At 72.3% G+C, this 16,146-nt stretch carries 14 protein-coding genes; 11 read left to right on the plus strand and 3 right to left on the minus strand.

The features are described from left to right. The first annotated feature begins 19 nt into the window (after positions 1 to 19). The 5 genes from ACQPZG_RS05525 to ACQPZG_RS05545 all read left to right on the plus strand — a co-directional run bounded on the left by ACQPZG_RS05525 (position 20) and on the right by ACQPZG_RS05545 (position 7,383). The gene (locus ACQPZG_RS05525) at positions 20 to 526 is read left to right on the plus strand and encodes a hypothetical protein (protein WP_433544689.1); all 507 of its coding nucleotides are present in this window, start codon (positions 20 to 22) and stop codon (positions 524 to 526) included. Continuing rightward, positions 496 to 1,914 carry a hypothetical protein gene (locus ACQPZG_RS05530; protein ID WP_433544690.1) on the plus strand — a complete coding sequence of 473 codons (1,419 nt, stop codon included), beginning with the start codon at positions 496 to 498 and terminating at the stop codon, positions 1,912 to 1,914. Before ACQPZG_RS05525 ends, ACQPZG_RS05530 begins: the two co-directional genes overlap by 31 nt. Then, on the plus strand, positions 1,911 to 3,341 hold the full coding sequence (locus ACQPZG_RS05535; RefSeq protein ID WP_433544691.1) for a VWA domain-containing protein: 1,431 nt from the start codon (positions 1,911 to 1,913) through the stop codon (positions 3,339 to 3,341). Before ACQPZG_RS05530 ends, ACQPZG_RS05535 begins: the two co-directional genes overlap by 4 nt. Before the next feature lie 77 nt (positions 3,342 to 3,418). Then, complete coding sequence (locus ACQPZG_RS05540) at positions 3,419 to 4,531, plus strand: ATP-binding protein (RefSeq protein ID WP_433544692.1); 1,113 nt, start codon at positions 3,419 to 3,421, stop codon at positions 4,529 to 4,531. Further along, the gene (locus ACQPZG_RS05545; RefSeq protein ID WP_433544693.1) at positions 4,528 to 7,383 is read left to right on the plus strand and encodes a hypothetical protein; all 2,856 of its coding nucleotides are present in this window, start codon (positions 4,528 to 4,530) and stop codon (positions 7,381 to 7,383) included. Before ACQPZG_RS05540 ends, ACQPZG_RS05545 begins: the two co-directional genes overlap by 4 nt. A 199-nt stretch (positions 7,384 to 7,582) precedes the next feature. Here ACQPZG_RS05545 and ACQPZG_RS05550 read toward each other — a convergent pair whose 3' ends face one another. Further along, positions 7,583 to 8,203 carry a DinB family protein gene (locus ACQPZG_RS05550; protein WP_433544694.1) on the minus strand — a complete coding sequence of 207 codons (621 nt, stop codon included), beginning with the start codon at positions 8,201 to 8,203 and terminating at the stop codon, positions 7,583 to 7,585. A gap of 212 nt (positions 8,204 to 8,415) precedes the next feature. Continuing rightward, entirely contained in the window at positions 8,416 to 9,294 is an 879-nt protein-coding gene (locus ACQPZG_RS05555) for a hypothetical protein (protein WP_433544695.1), read from the minus strand. Between the two features lie 208 nt (positions 9,295 to 9,502). On the opposite strand from ACQPZG_RS05555, the gene ACQPZG_RS05560 reads away from it, so the two are divergent. The 4 genes from ACQPZG_RS05560 to ACQPZG_RS05575 are packed head-to-tail and all read left to right on the plus strand — an operon-like array spanning position 9,503 to position 12,830. Next, on the plus strand, positions 9,503 to 9,991 hold the full coding sequence (locus ACQPZG_RS05560) for a VOC family protein (RefSeq protein ID WP_433544696.1): 489 nt from the start codon (positions 9,503 to 9,505) through the stop codon (positions 9,989 to 9,991). Continuing rightward, positions 9,988 to 10,962 (plus strand): hypothetical protein, encoded by a 975-nt coding sequence (locus ACQPZG_RS05565; RefSeq protein ID WP_433544697.1) that lies wholly within the window; start codon positions 9,988 to 9,990, stop codon positions 10,960 to 10,962. Before ACQPZG_RS05560 ends, ACQPZG_RS05565 begins: the two co-directional genes overlap by 4 nt. Before the next feature lie 60 nt (positions 10,963 to 11,022). Next, a complete protein-coding gene (locus ACQPZG_RS05570) occupies positions 11,023 to 11,919 on the plus strand; it encodes an LLM class flavin-dependent oxidoreductase (protein ID WP_433544698.1) in 897 nt (298 codons plus the stop codon). Next, positions 11,916 to 12,830 (plus strand): PhzF family phenazine biosynthesis protein, encoded by a 915-nt coding sequence (locus ACQPZG_RS05575; RefSeq protein ID WP_433544699.1) that lies wholly within the window; start codon positions 11,916 to 11,918, stop codon positions 12,828 to 12,830. Before ACQPZG_RS05570 ends, ACQPZG_RS05575 begins: the two co-directional genes overlap by 4 nt. 55 nt (positions 12,831 to 12,885) lie before the next feature. Here the strand turns inward: ACQPZG_RS05575 and ACQPZG_RS05580 are convergent, their stop codons facing one another. Then, positions 12,886 to 13,647: a hypothetical protein gene (locus ACQPZG_RS05580; protein WP_433544700.1), complete on the minus strand. Its 762-nt coding sequence runs from the start codon at positions 13,645 to 13,647 to the stop codon at positions 12,886 to 12,888. 387 nt (positions 13,648 to 14,034) lie between these two features. On the opposite strand from ACQPZG_RS05580, the gene ACQPZG_RS05585 reads away from it, so the two are divergent. Both ACQPZG_RS05585 and ACQPZG_RS05590 read left to right on the plus strand, forming a co-directional pair. Continuing rightward, complete coding sequence (locus tag ACQPZG_RS05585) at positions 14,035 to 15,246, plus strand: kynureninase (protein WP_433544701.1); 1,212 nt, start codon at positions 14,035 to 14,037, stop codon at positions 15,244 to 15,246. Then, positions 15,243 to 16,145, plus strand: coding sequence for a tryptophan 2,3-dioxygenase family protein (locus ACQPZG_RS05590; RefSeq protein ID WP_433544702.1), 903 nt, complete (start codon positions 15,243 to 15,245; stop codon positions 16,143 to 16,145). Before ACQPZG_RS05585 ends, ACQPZG_RS05590 begins: the two co-directional genes overlap by 4 nt. The last annotated feature ends 1 nt before the right edge of the window (position 16,146 follow it).

Below are 16,146 nucleotides of genomic sequence, written 5' to 3' on the forward strand. Positions count from 1 at the left end.
CTGCCTAGGAGATGGTGTCTTGTCGGAGTGGGAGAGGTCGAGCACGACGCGGGTGGTCGCGCCCGCGAGGCCACGCAAACTGGCGAAGGTTCCTTTCGTCGAGCTGGCCGACGGCCGATTGCAGGGGGTGGTCTCCAGCGGTTCGGACATCGCGCGGGTGTACGTCTCTTCGGTCGTGGCCGGCAGCTACGCGTTCGCGTGCAGCACCAACAACAACCGGCCCTGCGGCGGCGCCCGCGGCGCGTACTGCAACCACATACGGGCGCTGATCAACGAGGCGGTCCTGCAGTACGGCCCGGAGCGCGTCGCCCGCTACCTGAGGGTCGAGGCCGGAGCGGACGAGGGGCCGAGCGCGCAGAGCATCGCGGACGGCATGAGCAGCACCCGGCCGCCGCAGGGCGACGCGGCGGCTGCGGCTCCGGTGTTCAGCCGGTTCCTGCGCCATCTGTCGTACCTCGAACTCGCGCCCGTGACCACGCCCTTGCCGGAGATGCAGTGGTTTCCGCCGACCAGGGCGGTGGCGTGATGCGTGCGGACGTACTGGCGGAGGGCGTTCCGGGGCTCGACGAGGCGCTGGCGGCGGTCGACGGTTTTGACTCGGCGCTGGTCGCCGGGCTGTTGCGGCCTCCGGCGGCGACGGCCGCGGGGGTGACGGGGCTCGCACGGGCGGTCGCGGGGTCGCCGCTGGCGGGCCGGGTGGCCGAGGCGGCGGACAGGACGGTGGCGGGTGCGGCGGGCGAGGACCATGTCGTGGCCCTGGCCGCGGCGCGTACGGCGCTGCTCGGTTCCGTGCACGACGCGCTCCTCGATCGGATCGCCGAGGCGACCGGGCGGGCGACCGCAGAGAACGGGGCGCCGCAGGGCAGTGGGCCGCCGGTGGAGAACCTGCACGCGGCCGCGCGGTCCTGGTTGGTGGATCTGGCGCGGACCGGTTGGCGCGGCATCGACCACGAGGCGGTGGCCGGGGTGGCTCCGGTCGTCCAGGCGATGCTCGCGGAGCCGCACCTGCGCAGGGCGGCGACGCTGCTGGACGGGTTCGCGGTCGAACTCGCCGCGTCCTGCCCAGGGGCGACTCTGGAGAGGGTTCCGGCGCGCCGTTGGGCGGATCTGTGGTCGCGGGCGTTGCTGCTGACGCTGCCCGGCGCGGCGGAGGTGCCCGAGGCCGGTGTGGTCACGGGGCGTCTGCTGCCGCTCGGCGTCGATCTGCAGGAGCACGCCGGGGCGGTGCAGGCCCAGGTCCACGCGGTGCTGGAGCCGGACGGCGGAGCTGCGCCCCGGGTGGTACGGGCGAGTGTGTCGGCGCCGAAGCCGGATTCGGTCGTCGGCGCGGGTCTGTGGCAGTTGCTGCGGCCGCACATGTCGCTGCTGGCGGCGGCCGGTGAGGGCCGGGCGATGGAACTGACCGACATGCCGGTGACCGTCGAGGGCGACCTGCTCTGGGACGACGCGCGGGCCCGGCCGGGTGGGAACGCCGAGGCGTTCGTCACCGCCCGCGTCGTGCTGCCCACGGCCGTCGACGCGGCGGCGGCGCCGCTGGGCCGGCATCCGGCGCGGATCGCGGTGCCCGTCTTCCTGGAGGGGTACGGGGCCGCGAAGGGCGACGGCGTGCTGACGTTCACCGTCGGCGGGCATCCGCTCGCCGTGGACGTCGACCGCGTTCCGGTCGCGTCGCCGCTCACTGCGGAGGCGGTCGCCGCGTCGGGCGCGTGCATCGGGCTGCTGCGCTGGGACGCGGGGTCGTACCGTCTCCAGCCGCTGGCCGTCGAGGCGACCGTGCGGAAGAAGCCGGTGACGCTGCATGCCGGTGGGTGGGCCGGGGGCACTGCCGACAAGGTGGGCGCCAAGGGGGAGAAGGCGGCCACGGATGCGGTGACCGTGCTGCGGGAACGGGCGGGAAGGCTGTTGCGGAAATGACGACTCATCAGGAGGGCTGGACGCCGCGGGCCGGTGAGGCGGGCAACGCCGACGAGAATCGGCGTCAGGTTCTGTACTGGCGGCTGCTGGCGCGCCTCTTCGATACCGAGGAGCAGGCCGCGCTGGAGTCGGCGGGGCTGGCCGTCGTGGAGGACATCGGGCTGCCCGCCGCGTTGCTGGACCCGCGGGCGTCGGTGGACTCGGTCGTGCAGCGGCACCCCGAACTCGCACCGGAGTTCGAGGGGTTGCTGATCCCCGAGGTCGCCGAGGACGAGGTGCGGGACCGGGACGCCGAGGTGCGGCGGGCCGCACTGGTGTCGAAGGTGCTGCTCAACGTCTTCGCCGCCGCGCCCGCTTCGGTCGGCGCCGGTCAGCTCGCACAGTGGCAGTCGGACGCGGGCTGGCTGGAACGTGGGCTCGGTTGCGGGCCGGGTGAGCTGCGCGGCGGACGCAGGGGCGGCGGGACGGCTGCGGGAGCCGGGCCGAGCGGCTCCGGTGGCGGCGCCGGCACACCCGACCTCAGCCGTCTCCTTCCGGCGATCGGCCCGGAACTGGGGGCGATCGAAGGCGAGCTGGTCTCACGGATGAAGCTGCGCGAGGTGCTGGCCGATCCCCGGCTCGCCTCGCAGCTGACGCCGAGCATGTCGCTCATCGAGCAGTTGCTGCGGGACAAGAACAACCTCTCGGGCGTGGCGCTGGCCAACGCGAAGGATCTGATCCGCCGGTTCGTCGACGAGGTCGCCGAGGTGCTGCGTACCCAGGTCGAGAAGTCGACGGTGGGCGCCCTGGACCGGTCGGTACCGCCCAAGCGCGTCTTCCGCAACCTGGATCTCGACCGGACGATCTGGAAGAACCTCACCAACTGGAGCCCGGAGGAGGAGCGGTTGTACGTCGACCGCCTCTACTACCGGCACACCGCCCGCAGGACGACGCCCCAGCGGCTGATCGTCGTGGTGGACCAGTCGGGGTCCATGGTCGACTCGATGGTCAACTGCACGATCCTCGCGTCGATCTTCGCGGGGCTGCCGAAAGTCGACGTCCATCTGATCGCGTACGACACCCAGGCACTCGACCTCACTCCGTGGGTGCACGACCCGTTCGAGACCCTGCTGCGCACTCAGCTGGGCGGCGGCACCGACGGCACGGTGGCCATGGCGCTGGCCCGGCCGAAGATCTCCGAGCCGCGCAACACCGTCGTGGTGTGGATCTCCGACTTCTACGAATGGCAGAGCGGACCGCTCTTCGAGAGCATGGCCGCCGTTCACCGCTCGGGGGCCAAGTTCATTCCGGTCGGCTCGGTGACCAGCGCGGGCCGCGGCAGCGTCAACCCGTGGTTCCGCGAGCGGTTCAAGGACCTCGGCACGCCGGTGCTGTCCGGCCACATACGCAAGCTCGTCCACGAGCTCAAGACCTTCCTCACCGCTTAGCGGCACCCCTCCCTCGGGCTCCACGCCCCGGTCCGGCCTGCCCGGACACACCCACCACCCGACCAGAAAGGCACGACATGTCCGAACTGCTGCGCGCTCCTGCCGAGACCAAGTACGCCGAGGAGCTGGACTGGCTGGAGTCCGTCGACGACCAGCCCAAGCCGTTCTCGTGGCGGCTGTCGCCGAAGATGGCCCGGCTGTTCATCCTGGGCTCCGAGCCCTCGGACGGCCTGGACCGGAAAATCTCTCAGAAGTGGTACGGCGACCGCAGCTTCGTCGAGCGTTCCCTCGTGACACTGGCCTCGGACCGCGGTCTGCTCCTCATAGGCGACCCCGGTACGGGCAAGAGCTGGCTGGCGGAGCTGCTCGCCGCCGCGATCAGCCGCAACTCCACGCTGGTGGTGCAGGGCACGGCCGGCACCACCGAGGACCACATCAAGTACTCCTGGAACGTGTCGATGGTGATCGCCAAGGGGCAGTCGCGGGAGTCGATGATCCCCTCGCCGATCATGACGGCGATGGAGACCGGCGCGATCGGCCGCATCGAGGAGCTGACCCGCTCCACCAGCGATGTGCAGGACGCGCTGATCTCCATTCTCTCCGAGAAGTACATTTCGGTGCCCGAGCTGGACAGTGAGGGCATCGTCTTCGCCAAGCCCGGATTCTCCGTCATCGCCACGGCCAACAGCCGGGACCGGGGCGTCAACGACCTGTCGTCGGCCCTCAAAAGGCGTTTCAACTTCGTCCGGATCCCCGTGGTGACGAACCGCAGGAGCGAGGCGGAGATCGTCCGCTTCCGCACCGAGGAACTGCTCAGCCGCCACCAGCTCGACCTGGAGGTGCCCCCGACCCTGCTCGACGTGCTGCTCCGGAGCTTCGCCGACCTGCGGGCCTCGGCGGCGGCGGCCGGCAGCGACGACGAGAAGCTGGAGTCGGCGCTGTCGAGCGCCGAGCAGATCGGCGTGCTGGAGGACGCGATCCTGCACAGCAACTTCTTCGGGGCACGCGCCCTGACCGCCCGGACGCTGGCGTCCTCGCTGGTCGGTTCGCTGGCCCGGCGCGAACCGGAGGACCTGGCCATCCTCAACAAGTACCTGCACGGTGTCGTCGAGCCGCGCAGCCGGGAGGAAGGCGGCGAGTGGCCGGAGTTCCTGGAGGGCGGCCGCGACACGATCGCGACCCTGTCATGAGCAGTGCGCTGAACGCCCCCGGCCGGGAGAGCCCCTACGAGGCGGGCGCCTTCGCAGCGCTGCGTGCGCAGTTGCACGAGGCCGCCGCGACCTTCGCGGACGCGGCCTCCGCCGACGGCCCCGGCACCCTGGAGGCCATCCTCCTGGGCATGGTCGACGACGTGGACAGGGCGGCGCGCGAACCGCTGGAGATCTTTCCCGTCTGTCACCACTCCCCCGCCTCGGCACTCGCGATGGCCCGCCGGCTTCGGGAGAAGCAGCCCAAGGTGGTCTATCTGGAGCTGTGCGAGGACATGGCACCGCTGCTCACCGAACTGCGCAACTGCCGGCTGCCGGTGGCGGTCCAGGCCTTCGCCACCCAGGTGTCCGGTTTCCCGGCCGAGTGGTCGCCGCTGTCCGTGGTCGCGCCCCTCACGGAGGCCTCTGCGGAGTACCAGGCCATCGCGTACGCGCTGGACACTCCCGGGGTCGAGCTGGTCCTGGTGGACCGCTCCTCGGACCACGTCTTCCAGTGGGACGCGCGGGCGAAGGCGCCGGAGGAATCCGCGGGCACGGACGCGCCGCCCGCCGAGGAGGAGGCAGCACTGCACGGGGACGCGGTCGGAGTGAAGATCGGTGATCTGCGTCCCCGCTTCGCCGAACTGGAGGAGCACCTGCTGCGGCACGGCAGGGTGCGGCACTGGTCGGAGTGGTGGCACCAGTACGTCGAGCTGCCGCTCGGAAGCAGTGACCACGACACGTACCGGCAGGTCATGCTGCTGGTCGGCAGCCTGTTCCGGCGGCTCGCACCCGGTGACGCGGACAGGGTCCGGGTGGACGAGGACCGCGAGCGCTACATGTGGACGCGGATGCGCGAGCACCTGGCCGCCTCCGGCACCGACCCGCGGGACTGCGTATACGTCTGCGGCGCCTTCCACGCGGCCAGCCGGGTCGAGGAGTTCGGGGTGCACGGCTCCGGCACCTTCGAGATCGCGCCGCGCACCGCGACCAAGTGGCAGCACGGGCTGATTCCCTCCAGCCATGCGGCGATCGAGGCGCAGTTCTCCCTCGCCGCGGGGTCGGTGTCGATCGCCGCGACCCTCTGGGCGAAGAACCTCAAGCGCACCGGGGTGCGGCCGTTCCGGCTGGCGGGGCAGGCGGGGACGAAGAAGCCGCCGAAGGCGCGGGCCGGTGGTCGGGCGGGCGCGGTTTCCCCGGCCGTCACGCCCTCGGACCGACTGACCGGATTCCTGCACCAGCCGCCCGTACTGGACCGGTTGGACGAGGAGGAGCTGCTGGGCTGGTCGGTGGAGATCGTGCGGGCCGCGCGCCGCAACGGCTATCTGGCGTCGACCGCCGACGCCATCGCGGTGTTCGAGACGTCGATCCTGCTGGCCGGGATGCGCGACCGGGCCAAGCCCACGCCGTACGACTTCCAGGACGCGGCCGTCACCTGCATCGAGAAGGACACCGTGCCGGGGCGCCGCGACGTGCGGCGTCTCGTGGAGATCATGCTGGGAGGCGACCGGGTCGGGCAGGTCGGTTACGACGCGCTGCCGCCGCTGGCCCGCGACGTGCACGACCGGCTCGCTCCGTTGAACCTTGCGCTCCAGCGGCGCGGCGTGCAACGTGCCCTGCTGGACATCGCGTCCCGCCCCGAACTGGCGGCGTGCTCGGATGTGTTGTGGATACTGCGCCGCCTGATGCCGCAGGGCACCGCCAGGCCGATCATGGGTGAGCGCGCCCTGGGCGAGCGGTCGATCCAGGAGTCGTGGGACCTGGCGCTGGGCACGCATCAGCGGGCGTTGATCGAGCTGGGGTACGAGGGCGTCAGCATCGAGCAGGTGCTGGAGCAGCGGCTGCGTCGCACCGCGTACGGCCCGCAGGCCACCGCGGCGACAGTCCTGGGAGCGGTGGAGGACGCCGCGCTGTACCTGGGAGGCGGCCGGCTCGCCGACGAGCTGGGCCGTCACGCGCTGGCGGTGCTGTCCGCGGAGCGGACCGTGGACGGGGCGCCGGAGGTCCTGCGACGGGCCCGCAGGCTGCTGGCGTACTACCGTACGAGCCAACCGGTGCTGCCCTCGTGGATCGAGGCCTTCACCAAGGCCGGATACGCGCACTACTGCACCCTGCTGCCGACGGCCTTCGGTGACGACGACGCCGGAGTGCGGCAGGTGGCCGCGATGCTGGGCTTCCTGTTCGGCATGGAGTCGCTGGCGCTGTCGCTGGGCTGCGACCGCGGTCAACTGGAGCTGGCGGTCGTCCAGTCGCATCCGCGGGGGCCGGAGAAGACGGCGCTGCTGTGGGCGGCGCAGAACCACCTGGGGCGATTGCCGCTCAGCGAACTGCGGTCGAGGTGCGAGGAGTTGCTCGCCAACCCCTTGACGGTCCCCGCGTATCCGCGCTGGCTGAGCGGCTTCGTTCAGGCGCTGGAGCCGGTGCCCGCGCTCGCCGGTTTCGTGGTGGAGGCGGTCTCGCACGCGTTCGCGCGACTGCCGGACCCGGTGCTGCTGCCGTGGCTGCCGTCCCTCATCACGTCCTTGCGGGCCGAAGGAGCGGAGCCGGCTCGCCTGCTGGTCCGGGAGGCCGGGCGGATCTTCCCCGGGCGGTTGGCGGCGCTGGACGCCTGGGTTCCGCCGTGGCGGGAGGAGGCCGCGGCCGGATCCGGCCTGTCGGGGTCGGGCGCGGGCGAGGGTTGCGGGAGTGCGCTGCTTGCCGCTTACCCCGTCACCTGCGACGCGGTGGCGGAGCTGCTGGGCTGCGGCGGGGAGTGGGCGGCAGCGGATCGCGGCGCGCGGGACGGCGCGGTGGTGCTGCTTGGCCGGCACCCGGCGACGGCACAGGCGTGGGAGGCGCTGCTGGCCGGGGCGTGAGCGGCACGCTTCTCCCCGGGGGGGGCGGCCGGGCACGAGCGGAACGTTCTCCCGGCGGGCGCCCCGTGGCGGGGTGCTGCCGGTGGTCCAACGTTTTCCCGGCGGGCGCCCCGTGGCGGGGGTGCTGCCGGTCACTCGGCGAAGGCCGACGCCTTCTCCCGGGGCCCGCTACCCGACGGGGGCGGGCCCCGGGCGCGGCTCAGCGCTGCCGTGCTGCGTAGAGGTCACGGAGCAGGGCGATCTCGGCTCCGTGGTGCAGCAGTTCCTGATTGACCCACCAGACCGTTTCGACGAAGGGGTCCTCGGGGTCGCTGCCGTACGGGTACTGGCTGTGCCCCACCGTGTCGAGCGCCGTGTCGTCGGCGTCGAGCAGGGCCGTCCGCCAGGCGGTGGCGCCCTCCTCGAAGGCCGCGACGGCGGTGGCCGCGTCACCGGCGGCCACCACGTCCGCCCTCGTCAGGGAGCGGCTGCCGACGGTGTGGTCGGCGCGCAGGACGAGGAGTTCGGTGAGGTGGCCCAGTCGCCAGGCGAGGGTGGTGAACGGCGGCGGCTCGGGGTGCGGGGCGGGAGTCGCGTCGCGCCCCCAGGCCCCGGCTCCGAGCAGGACGGAGGCCCGGGGGCCTGGGCCGGACGAGCGGGGACGTACGGACCAGCAGTCGGGCACCGGCTCCCACAGGTATTCGTCGTCCGTCAGGGGCGGGACGGCGATCTCCGTGCCGTTTCCGCTGTCTCTCGACGGGCCTGTGAGACGGGCGGTGAGGCGGTGTCGGGCGAAGTCGAACTGGTCCAGGAGGGGGGCCAGGCGTGCGGGTATGGGCATGGGCGGCGCTCCGTGCGTGGGGGCGAGGGTCGGGAGTCGGGGATCGAGGGATATGTGAACCGTGGTGGTGGGCCCTTGGGGTGTGCGGACCACTCTGGCGGGTCGAGGGGGGCGGGAAGCAGGTGGGGTCGACTCCCGGGCGCGCCGGGCGCGCCTGAGTGGCGGGCCGGGGAGGGCGGAAGCGCCTCCCGCTCCCTCGTCGAGAACGGAGGTCAGCCCTCAGGGCGTTCGGTGCTGCCGGGTCGGCCGGCTTCCTCGGCGGAATGCCACCGGTGCGCCGCCGCCATCGCGTACTCCTCGAAGGTTCCGGCGGGGCGTCCGGTGAGGCGCGGCACCGTGTCCCGGGGTTCCGTGTCGCCCAGGTCGCGCAGGGCGGCGAAGGAGGCGAGGGTCTGGTCGAGCGCGTCCTCGGGCAGGTCGAGTGCCGCGCGGTAGGCGTCCTCGTCCCCGTGGAACCGCAGCGGGCGGCCGGTGAGCCCGCCGATGATGCCGCACACCTCGCCGAAGGACAGTGCGCGCGGCCCGGTCACCTCGTAGGTGCGGCCGGCATGCCCCTCCTCGGTGAGGGTGTGGGCGGCCACGGCCGCCACGTCGTCCAGGTCGACGAACGCCTGACGGCACTCCCCCACCGGGACGGCCAGTTCCCCCGCGAGCACCGCCTCGCGGAAGGGCCCCTCGTCGAAGTTCTGGTCGAACCAGTCGGAGCGCAGGACCGTCCAGTCGACCCCGGACTCCTTGACGGCGCGTTCGGCGTCCAGGAGCCGCTGATCTCCTATCACCTCGATGGCCCGGCTGGACAGCAGGACGATGTGCTCGACCTTGAGGTCGGCTGCCAGGTCCACGAACCCGGGGGCTACGGGGACCCCGTCGGGGGCCATCAGGAACATCCGGCCGACGCCTCGCAGCGCCGGTTCCCAGGTGCTCTCGTCGTCCCAGTCGAAGCGGGTGGCGCTGTGCCGCGAGGCGGCCCTGACCGGTACGCCGAGGCCGCGCAGACGGGCGTCGGTGCGGCGGCCGACGGAGCCGGTGGCGCCGAGGACGAGGACCGGTTTGCTGTTCGTGCCTGTGGGGTTGATGTCTGTTCCTTCCATGCATCCGACAACGATTTCTGTGGGCCGGGGTAACGGGCTTGTAGCGGAACTTACGAAGCCCTGAAAGCCTTCTGTACTTCCTGCATTGACGCTCCAGAAGCACCGAAGATAAGTTTCCTTATCATCCCGCCATCATTCCGAGAAATTCGGTTTTCCGCAGCATTGTGTCTACCCCTGCTAGCTCCCGAGAATCCGGAAGGCAACAGAGATGTCCCTGACCGAACGGAAGGCAGAACGGACGGCGGTGCCGCACATCGATCACGTGGGAGTGCAGACGGCCGACCTGGAGAACTGCCTGGGCTGGTACCTGGAGTTCTTCGGGGCCGAGAAGAAGTGGGAACTCGACCGCTTCTCGGACCTGACGCTGAGCAGGCTGCCCGGCATCGGCCGGCTGGTCGAGGTCGCGGTGGGCGACCTGCGCTTCCACTTGTTCGACCGGTCCGGCCACGACCGCCAGGCGCCGCCGGAGGAGTCCTACCAGTTCCAGCACGTGTGCTTGCGGGTGGATTCCCCCGAGGAGCTGACGGCCGCCAGGAACCGGTGGACGGAGCTGTACGACTCCGGCCGGTTCTCCTTCGTGCGCAAGGACCCGCCCACCGACATCGTCGCCGACGACGACGGGGTGCTCAGCCTCTACCTCTTCGACGTGAACGGGCTGGAGTACGAGTTCAGCCACGTTCCGGAAGGACTCCGATGAACGCCCTCGTCACGTCCCCCGCACCCGGCGCCCTCCGGGTCGGCGACTGGGACTTCGGTGACTTCCCCTACGGTCTGGAGCCCCTGGCCATGCCGCCGGCGGGGGACACCGAGGAAGGCATGGAACGCCGCCCCCTGGTGCTGTCCTGCGAGCCGGAGCAGATCTGCTTCGAGCTGCGGGCGCTCACCGGCAGCGGTCCGACCTGCGCCGACCTGGGCGACCTCCCGGCTCCTTCGTACGACCAGCTGTTCTGGTTCCGCTGGATCACCGGCCACCAGGTGACGTTCGCCCTGTGGCGGCTGATGGGCCGCATCCTGGAGGACCTGCCCGAGCCGCGGGCGGTGCCGGGTCCCGACGCGATGGCGAAGCTGGAGGCGTACACCCAGGGCTACTGCGCGATGCTGCTGTACAGCGGCTCGTGCCCGCGCGGTCTGTACGGAAGCCTGATCCGGTCGGCCATGTTCCTCCAGCACCGGGCCTTCAGCGGCACCTGGGCCCCGGACTTCGCCCAGGTGCGGGGCCTGATGCGCGGACGCCCTCTGCCGTGGATGGAGGACGGGCGGGCCGCCGGGCTGCGGGCCGCGCTCGACGCCCACCGGGCCGTCCACGACAGCGTCGCCGCCCGGCTCGTGCCCAACGGGCGCTCGCTGCTCCAGCAGAGCATCGACGAGAGCCCGGTGCGCCCCTCCGAACGGACGGCCGTGCTGTACGACAACTTCTTCATGACCCTGCGCGGCCCCGTCCCCGACGAGGCCGTCGCCGTGCAGTTGCTGCGCAGGCTGCGGGCGGTGGCACTGGACCTGGCCGGGAACGGCCTGTATCCGCTGGGCCGCGGCGACGGGGGCGAGGAGAACGACGAGTGGGGCGGCCCGGTGGCCGAGTGCGAACGCGAACTCAGCTCCGTGCTGGCCGTCGTGGCACACCACGCCTCGGGGCTGGCACACCAGGCGTCCCCGGCGCTGGGCCTGTGAACCGGATGCCTCGGCGCACGCCCCCGCGCACGCCGCCGAACGGACAAGGAGGGTCGGCACATGCGTCACGGAGTACTGCTCCTGCCTGAACACCGCTGGTCACGGGCGCGCGAACGGTGGGTCCTGGCGGAGGAGCTGGGTTACGACCACGCCTGGACCTACGACCACCTGATGTGGCGCTGGTTCAGCGACAAGCCCTGGTTCTCGGCCCTGCCCACCCTGGCCGCCGCCGCCGGGGCCACCCGCCGGATCGGGCTGGGGACGATGGTGGCCAGCCCCAACTTCCGGCATCCGGTGGACTTCGCCAAGGAACTGGTCGCGCTGGACGACCTCTCCGGCGGCCGGATGGTGTGCGGTCTGGGCGCGGGGGCCGAGGGGCACGACACCCGCATCCGCGACGATCCCGAGCTGTCGCGGCGCGAGCGGGGGGCCAGGTTCGAGGAATTCACCGAACTGCTGGACCGGTTGCTGCGCGAGGAGCGGACCACGTTCCACGGCGAGTGGTACACCGTGCGGGACGTGGTGGTGAAGCCGGAGTGCCTGGCCGTGCCGCGCGTTCCCTTCGCGGTCGCCGCCGCGGGCCCCCGGGGCATGGCGCTGGCCGCACGCCATGCCGACATCTGGGTCACCAGCGGTGCCCCCAATGACTTCGAGAGCGCACGCTACGACCGGGTGGCCCCCCTGCTCAAGGACCAGCTCGCCGCGGTGGACGACGCCTGCACGGCCGTCGGCCGGGACCCGGCCACCCTGCGCAGGCTGCTGCTGACCGGCGGTTCCGTCGGAGGGGTCCTGGAGTCCGTGGACAGTTACCGGGACGCGGCGGGGCTGTTCGAGGACATCGGTTTCACCGACCTCGTCGTGCACTGGCCCCGTCCCGACGCGCCCTTCGCGGGACGTGAGGAGGTTCTGCACGGCTTCGCGGAGGGCCGGCGCGCACAGGGAGGTGACGCACGATGAGGTACCCCTTCGAATGCGTGGGCGTCTTCGGGGACGGATCCGCAGCGGTCGGCGGCAGTGCGCTGGCCGTCGTGCACGACGCCGAGGGGCTGTCCGCCGAGGACATGGGCCGGATCGCCGCACGGCTGCGGGCGGACGAGACCGTGTTCGTCCTCCCGCCCACCGTGGAGACCGCCACCCATCGGGTACGGGTCTTCCACCGGAACGGTGAGTCGCCCTTCGGGGGGCACTCCGCCGTGGGCACGGCGGTGGCCCTGGTGAGGTCCGGACGCCTGCCGCCGGGCAGGGTCGTGCAGCAGTGCGGCGACACGCTGCTGGAGCTGGACGCCGACGCGGAACGCGCCACCGTCACGGCCCGCGGGCCGCAGCCGGTCCGCGTACTGGACCCGGGGCCGTTGCTGGAAGCGGTCGGTCTCGGTGCGCAGCAGCTGGGCCGCGGGCCGGTTCTGGCCGCCGGGTTCGGGCCGCTGTTCCATCTGCTGCCGGTGCGCCGGGAAGCGGTCGGCGCGGTGCGCGCCGACCCGGCCGCGATGCGGCACCACGGTCTCCCCGACGTCTTCGTCTTCCACTGGGACGAGGCGGCCCGCACGGCGACGGCCAGGCTCTTCGCCCCCGGGTACGCCATCGACGAGGACCCGGCCTGCGCCTCGGTGGGGCTCGCGCTCGGCGTGTGGCTCGACGCCCACGGGCTGCCGGACGGGCGTCCGTCGTCGGGGCGGCTGGACTTCCGCATCGAACAGGGCGCGCAGCTGGGGCGGCCCTCGGTGCTGGAGTGCACGCTCGACACCGGCGCCGACGGCCGCCCGCTCACCGCCACCGTCGGCGGGACGGCGGCGCAGGAACTGACCGGGGAACTCGCGGTGCCCGCCGCCCGCCGAGGCGGCGACGGCTACAGCGACGGCGCGCCTTGAGACGGCGACGCACCTGGAGCGGTCGTCGCGTTCCGCTGCCGTACCGTCCGCCGGGTCAGTCCCCGGTACGGGTGAGGGCGCGCCGTACGTCGTCGGCCGCGTAGTAGGTACGGCCGCCCAGGCGGCGGCGCTCCCAGCGCTGTTGACTGGCCAGCCGGTAGACGCTGCCGCTGGGGACCCCCCACAGGGCGGTGACGTCCGGCTGGCTCAGCCAGCGCGGTACGCGCGCGGGGGCCGCCGGGACGGTCGCGTTTTCGGTCCGGCCGCCCAGGGACAGCCACTGCGGTCCGCTCCAGGTGTGCGCGGGGTCGGTGTCGCAGCGCACCCGGGCCGGGTCGCGGCGGTCCCGTGCGGGGCGCGCCGTGAGCCTGCCGCCGCAGCCGGTCATCACACAGGGGCCGACCGCCGTGGCGGGCGCCTCCTGCGGGGGAAGGGCAATGCGTTCGGCCCGGGAGTGCACGTCGGCGACCTCGGCGGCGAACTCGCCCGCCGCGGGGTGTCGCACGAGGTGACCGAGATTGCGGTGCAGGAAGGCGCACAGTTCGCCGACCTCCCGGCGGGGGGCGCGAGCTCCGGTGCTCTGGACGGTCAGCCCGGCCCAGGAGGCGAGGACGCCCAGCACGGCACGGCGGGCGTCCGCGGCGGGCGCGTGCAGGGTGGCGACCGGCACGTGCCGGCGTGGCCCCGGGGGCTTGGCCCAGGCCGGTGCGGGGGCGCGGAAGTGCCGCTCCTCGCACTGCCGGTAGAGGGCGGGCAGGCGTGACAGTGCCTCCGCGAGCCGGGATCGGCAGTGCAGGCACAGGCTCGTGCCGGTCACCGCGCGGGACGCCGTGCCGGGGACGGCCGCGCACCGGGGGCCCCGGCACGGGGCACCGGCTCCGGACGCCGCTGGCGGCGGTGTCCCTGTCCTGGTGGTGGATGTGCCGGGCCTGTCCATGACTGCGTCTCCCTTTTCCCCGAATACCTACCCGCATTGCTCCGTACGCCTTTCCGCGGGCACTGCGAGAAAACCGGAGAAGGCAATTCTCTGAACAACCCTTGAAGGGCTCTGAACCGGACTTCAAGTTCCTCTGAAGAACAATTGAAGCGGAGATTGCAGGCAACCCGTTGACCTTCTGGCCGGAGCGAAGATAGAAATCTCTACAGTGCGTGTCAATTGTGTGAGCGGGCGAGTCGAGCAGGCGAGAAAGGGAGGTCATGACCCGTGGAACCCACTCCGGAATGGGCCGAGAAGGAGGACGCCGAGGATCCGCTCGCGATGTTCCGCGAGGAATTCCTGCTGCCCGACGGCGTGATCCAGCTGAACGGGAACTCACTGGGCCCCCTGCCCCGCTCCGTGCCGGACGCCGTCGAGCGGGTGGTGCGGCGGGAGTGGGGTGAGCATCTGATCGGTGGCTGGTGGGACGACGGCTGGTGGGAGGCACCGGTGCGGGTCGGCGACCGGATCGGCCGGCTGATCGGTGCCGGGCCAGGCCAGACCGTGGTGGGCGAGTCCACGTCGGTCCAGTTGTTCAACGCCGTCACCGCCGCCGCCCGGCTGTGTCCGGGCCGCGGCGTGCTGGTGTCCGACGCGGCGAACTTCCCCACGGACCGCTACCTGGCGGCGTCGGTGGCCCGGCTGCTGGGCCTGGAACTGGTCGAGACGCCGGTGGACGGGCTGGGCCGGGTACTCGCACGTCACCGGGGGGAGGTCGGCCCCGTACTGCTGGGCGCCGTCGACTTCCGCACCGGCGCGCTCACGGACATCGCCCGGACCACCGCCCAGGTGCGTGGGGCGGGCGGGGTCACGGTGTGGGACCTCAGCCACGCGGCGGGCGCGGTGCCCGTGGAGGCCGACGCGGCCGGCGTGGACCTGGCCGTGGGGTGCGGATACAAGTACCTCTGCGGCGGGCCGGGGGCGCCCGCCTTCCTCTACGCCGCCGCCCGCCACCACGCCGCACTGGACCTGCCGGTCACCGGCTGGCACGGGCACGCCCAACCCTTCGACATGGCGGACGAGTTCGTGCCCGCCGCCGGCATCGACCGCGCCAGGACCGGCACTCCGCACGTGCTGTCACTGCTCGCCCTGGAAGCGGCACTGGAGCCGCTGGAGGCGGCGGGGGTCGAGGCGGTCCGGCGCAAGAGCCTGCGGCTGGGCGAGTACCTGATCCAGCTGGTGGCCTCCGTCCTCTCCGCCTCCGGGCTCCGGGTCGTGACGCCGTCCGACCCGGACCGGCGCGGCGGCCACGTCGCCCTGCGCTGCCCCGGGGCGCCCGAGGTGTCGGCGGCGCTGAAGGTCCGGGGTGTACTCACCGACGCACGGCCGCCTGACCTGCTCCGGCTGTGCCTCAACGGACTGTACGTGTCGTACACCGACGTCTTCCGCGCGGTGACGGCACTGCGGGACGTCCTCGCCGACGGGGAGGTGACCCGATGAGCACCGACGACCCTCCGCACACCGACCCGCCGCACACCGACCGGCCCCACGGCAACCCGCCGCACACCGACCGGCCGCACGCCGACCCGCCGCACGCGAACCTGCACTACGACAGCTCGTACGAGAACCCGTACGTCGACTACGCCCGGATGGACACGCTGCACTCCTTGCAGGAGCCGCGCACGGGGTCGCCGTTCGAGATGTCGTTCATCCTCATCAGCCAGGTCAAGGAACTCCTCTTCCGCATGGTGCACCTGGAGGTGAGTCAGGCCAGGGGCGCGCTGCGCGAGGACCGGCCCGAGGCCGCCTGCCGGGCGCTGGCGCGTGCGGTGCGCAACCAGCGGGTGCTGACCGGGTGCTGGGAGAGCATGAACGCCCTGACCGTGGACGAGTTCCTGGTCTTCCGCGACGTGCTGGGCACGGCGTCGGGCACCCAGTCCTTCATGTACCGGCTGCTGGAGTTCACCCTCGGCAACCGCAACGCGGCCATGACGCAGTCCTCCGACTTCGACGCCTTCCCCGAGCTGCGCGCCGAACTCGGCCGTCCCAGCGTGTACGACGAGGCGCTCCGCCACCTGGCCCGGTCGGGCCTGCCCGTACCGGAGCACGTGGTGGACCGTGAGCCGGCCGCCGCGCACGAACCCGACGAGGACGTCGAGAAGGTCTGGATGACCGTCTACCGCGCTCCCCGGGAACATCCGGCCGCCTTCGCGTTGGCGGAGCAACTCCTTGAGGTGGCCTACCAGTTCTCGCACTGGCGGGCCACCCACCTGCTGGTCGTGGAGCGCATGCTCGGCGGCAAGCGCGGCAGCGCCGGAAGCGACGGCGCCGCCTGGCTCCGGAAGATCAACGAGCACCGGTTCTTCCCCGAACTGTGGACCATGCGCTCGGCCCTGTGAG

It is taken from the genome of Streptomyces sp. CA-294286, assembly GCF_050947155.1.
In the GTDB taxonomy this organism is placed as follows: Bacteria; Actinomycetota; Actinomycetes; order Streptomycetales; family Streptomycetaceae; genus Streptomyces.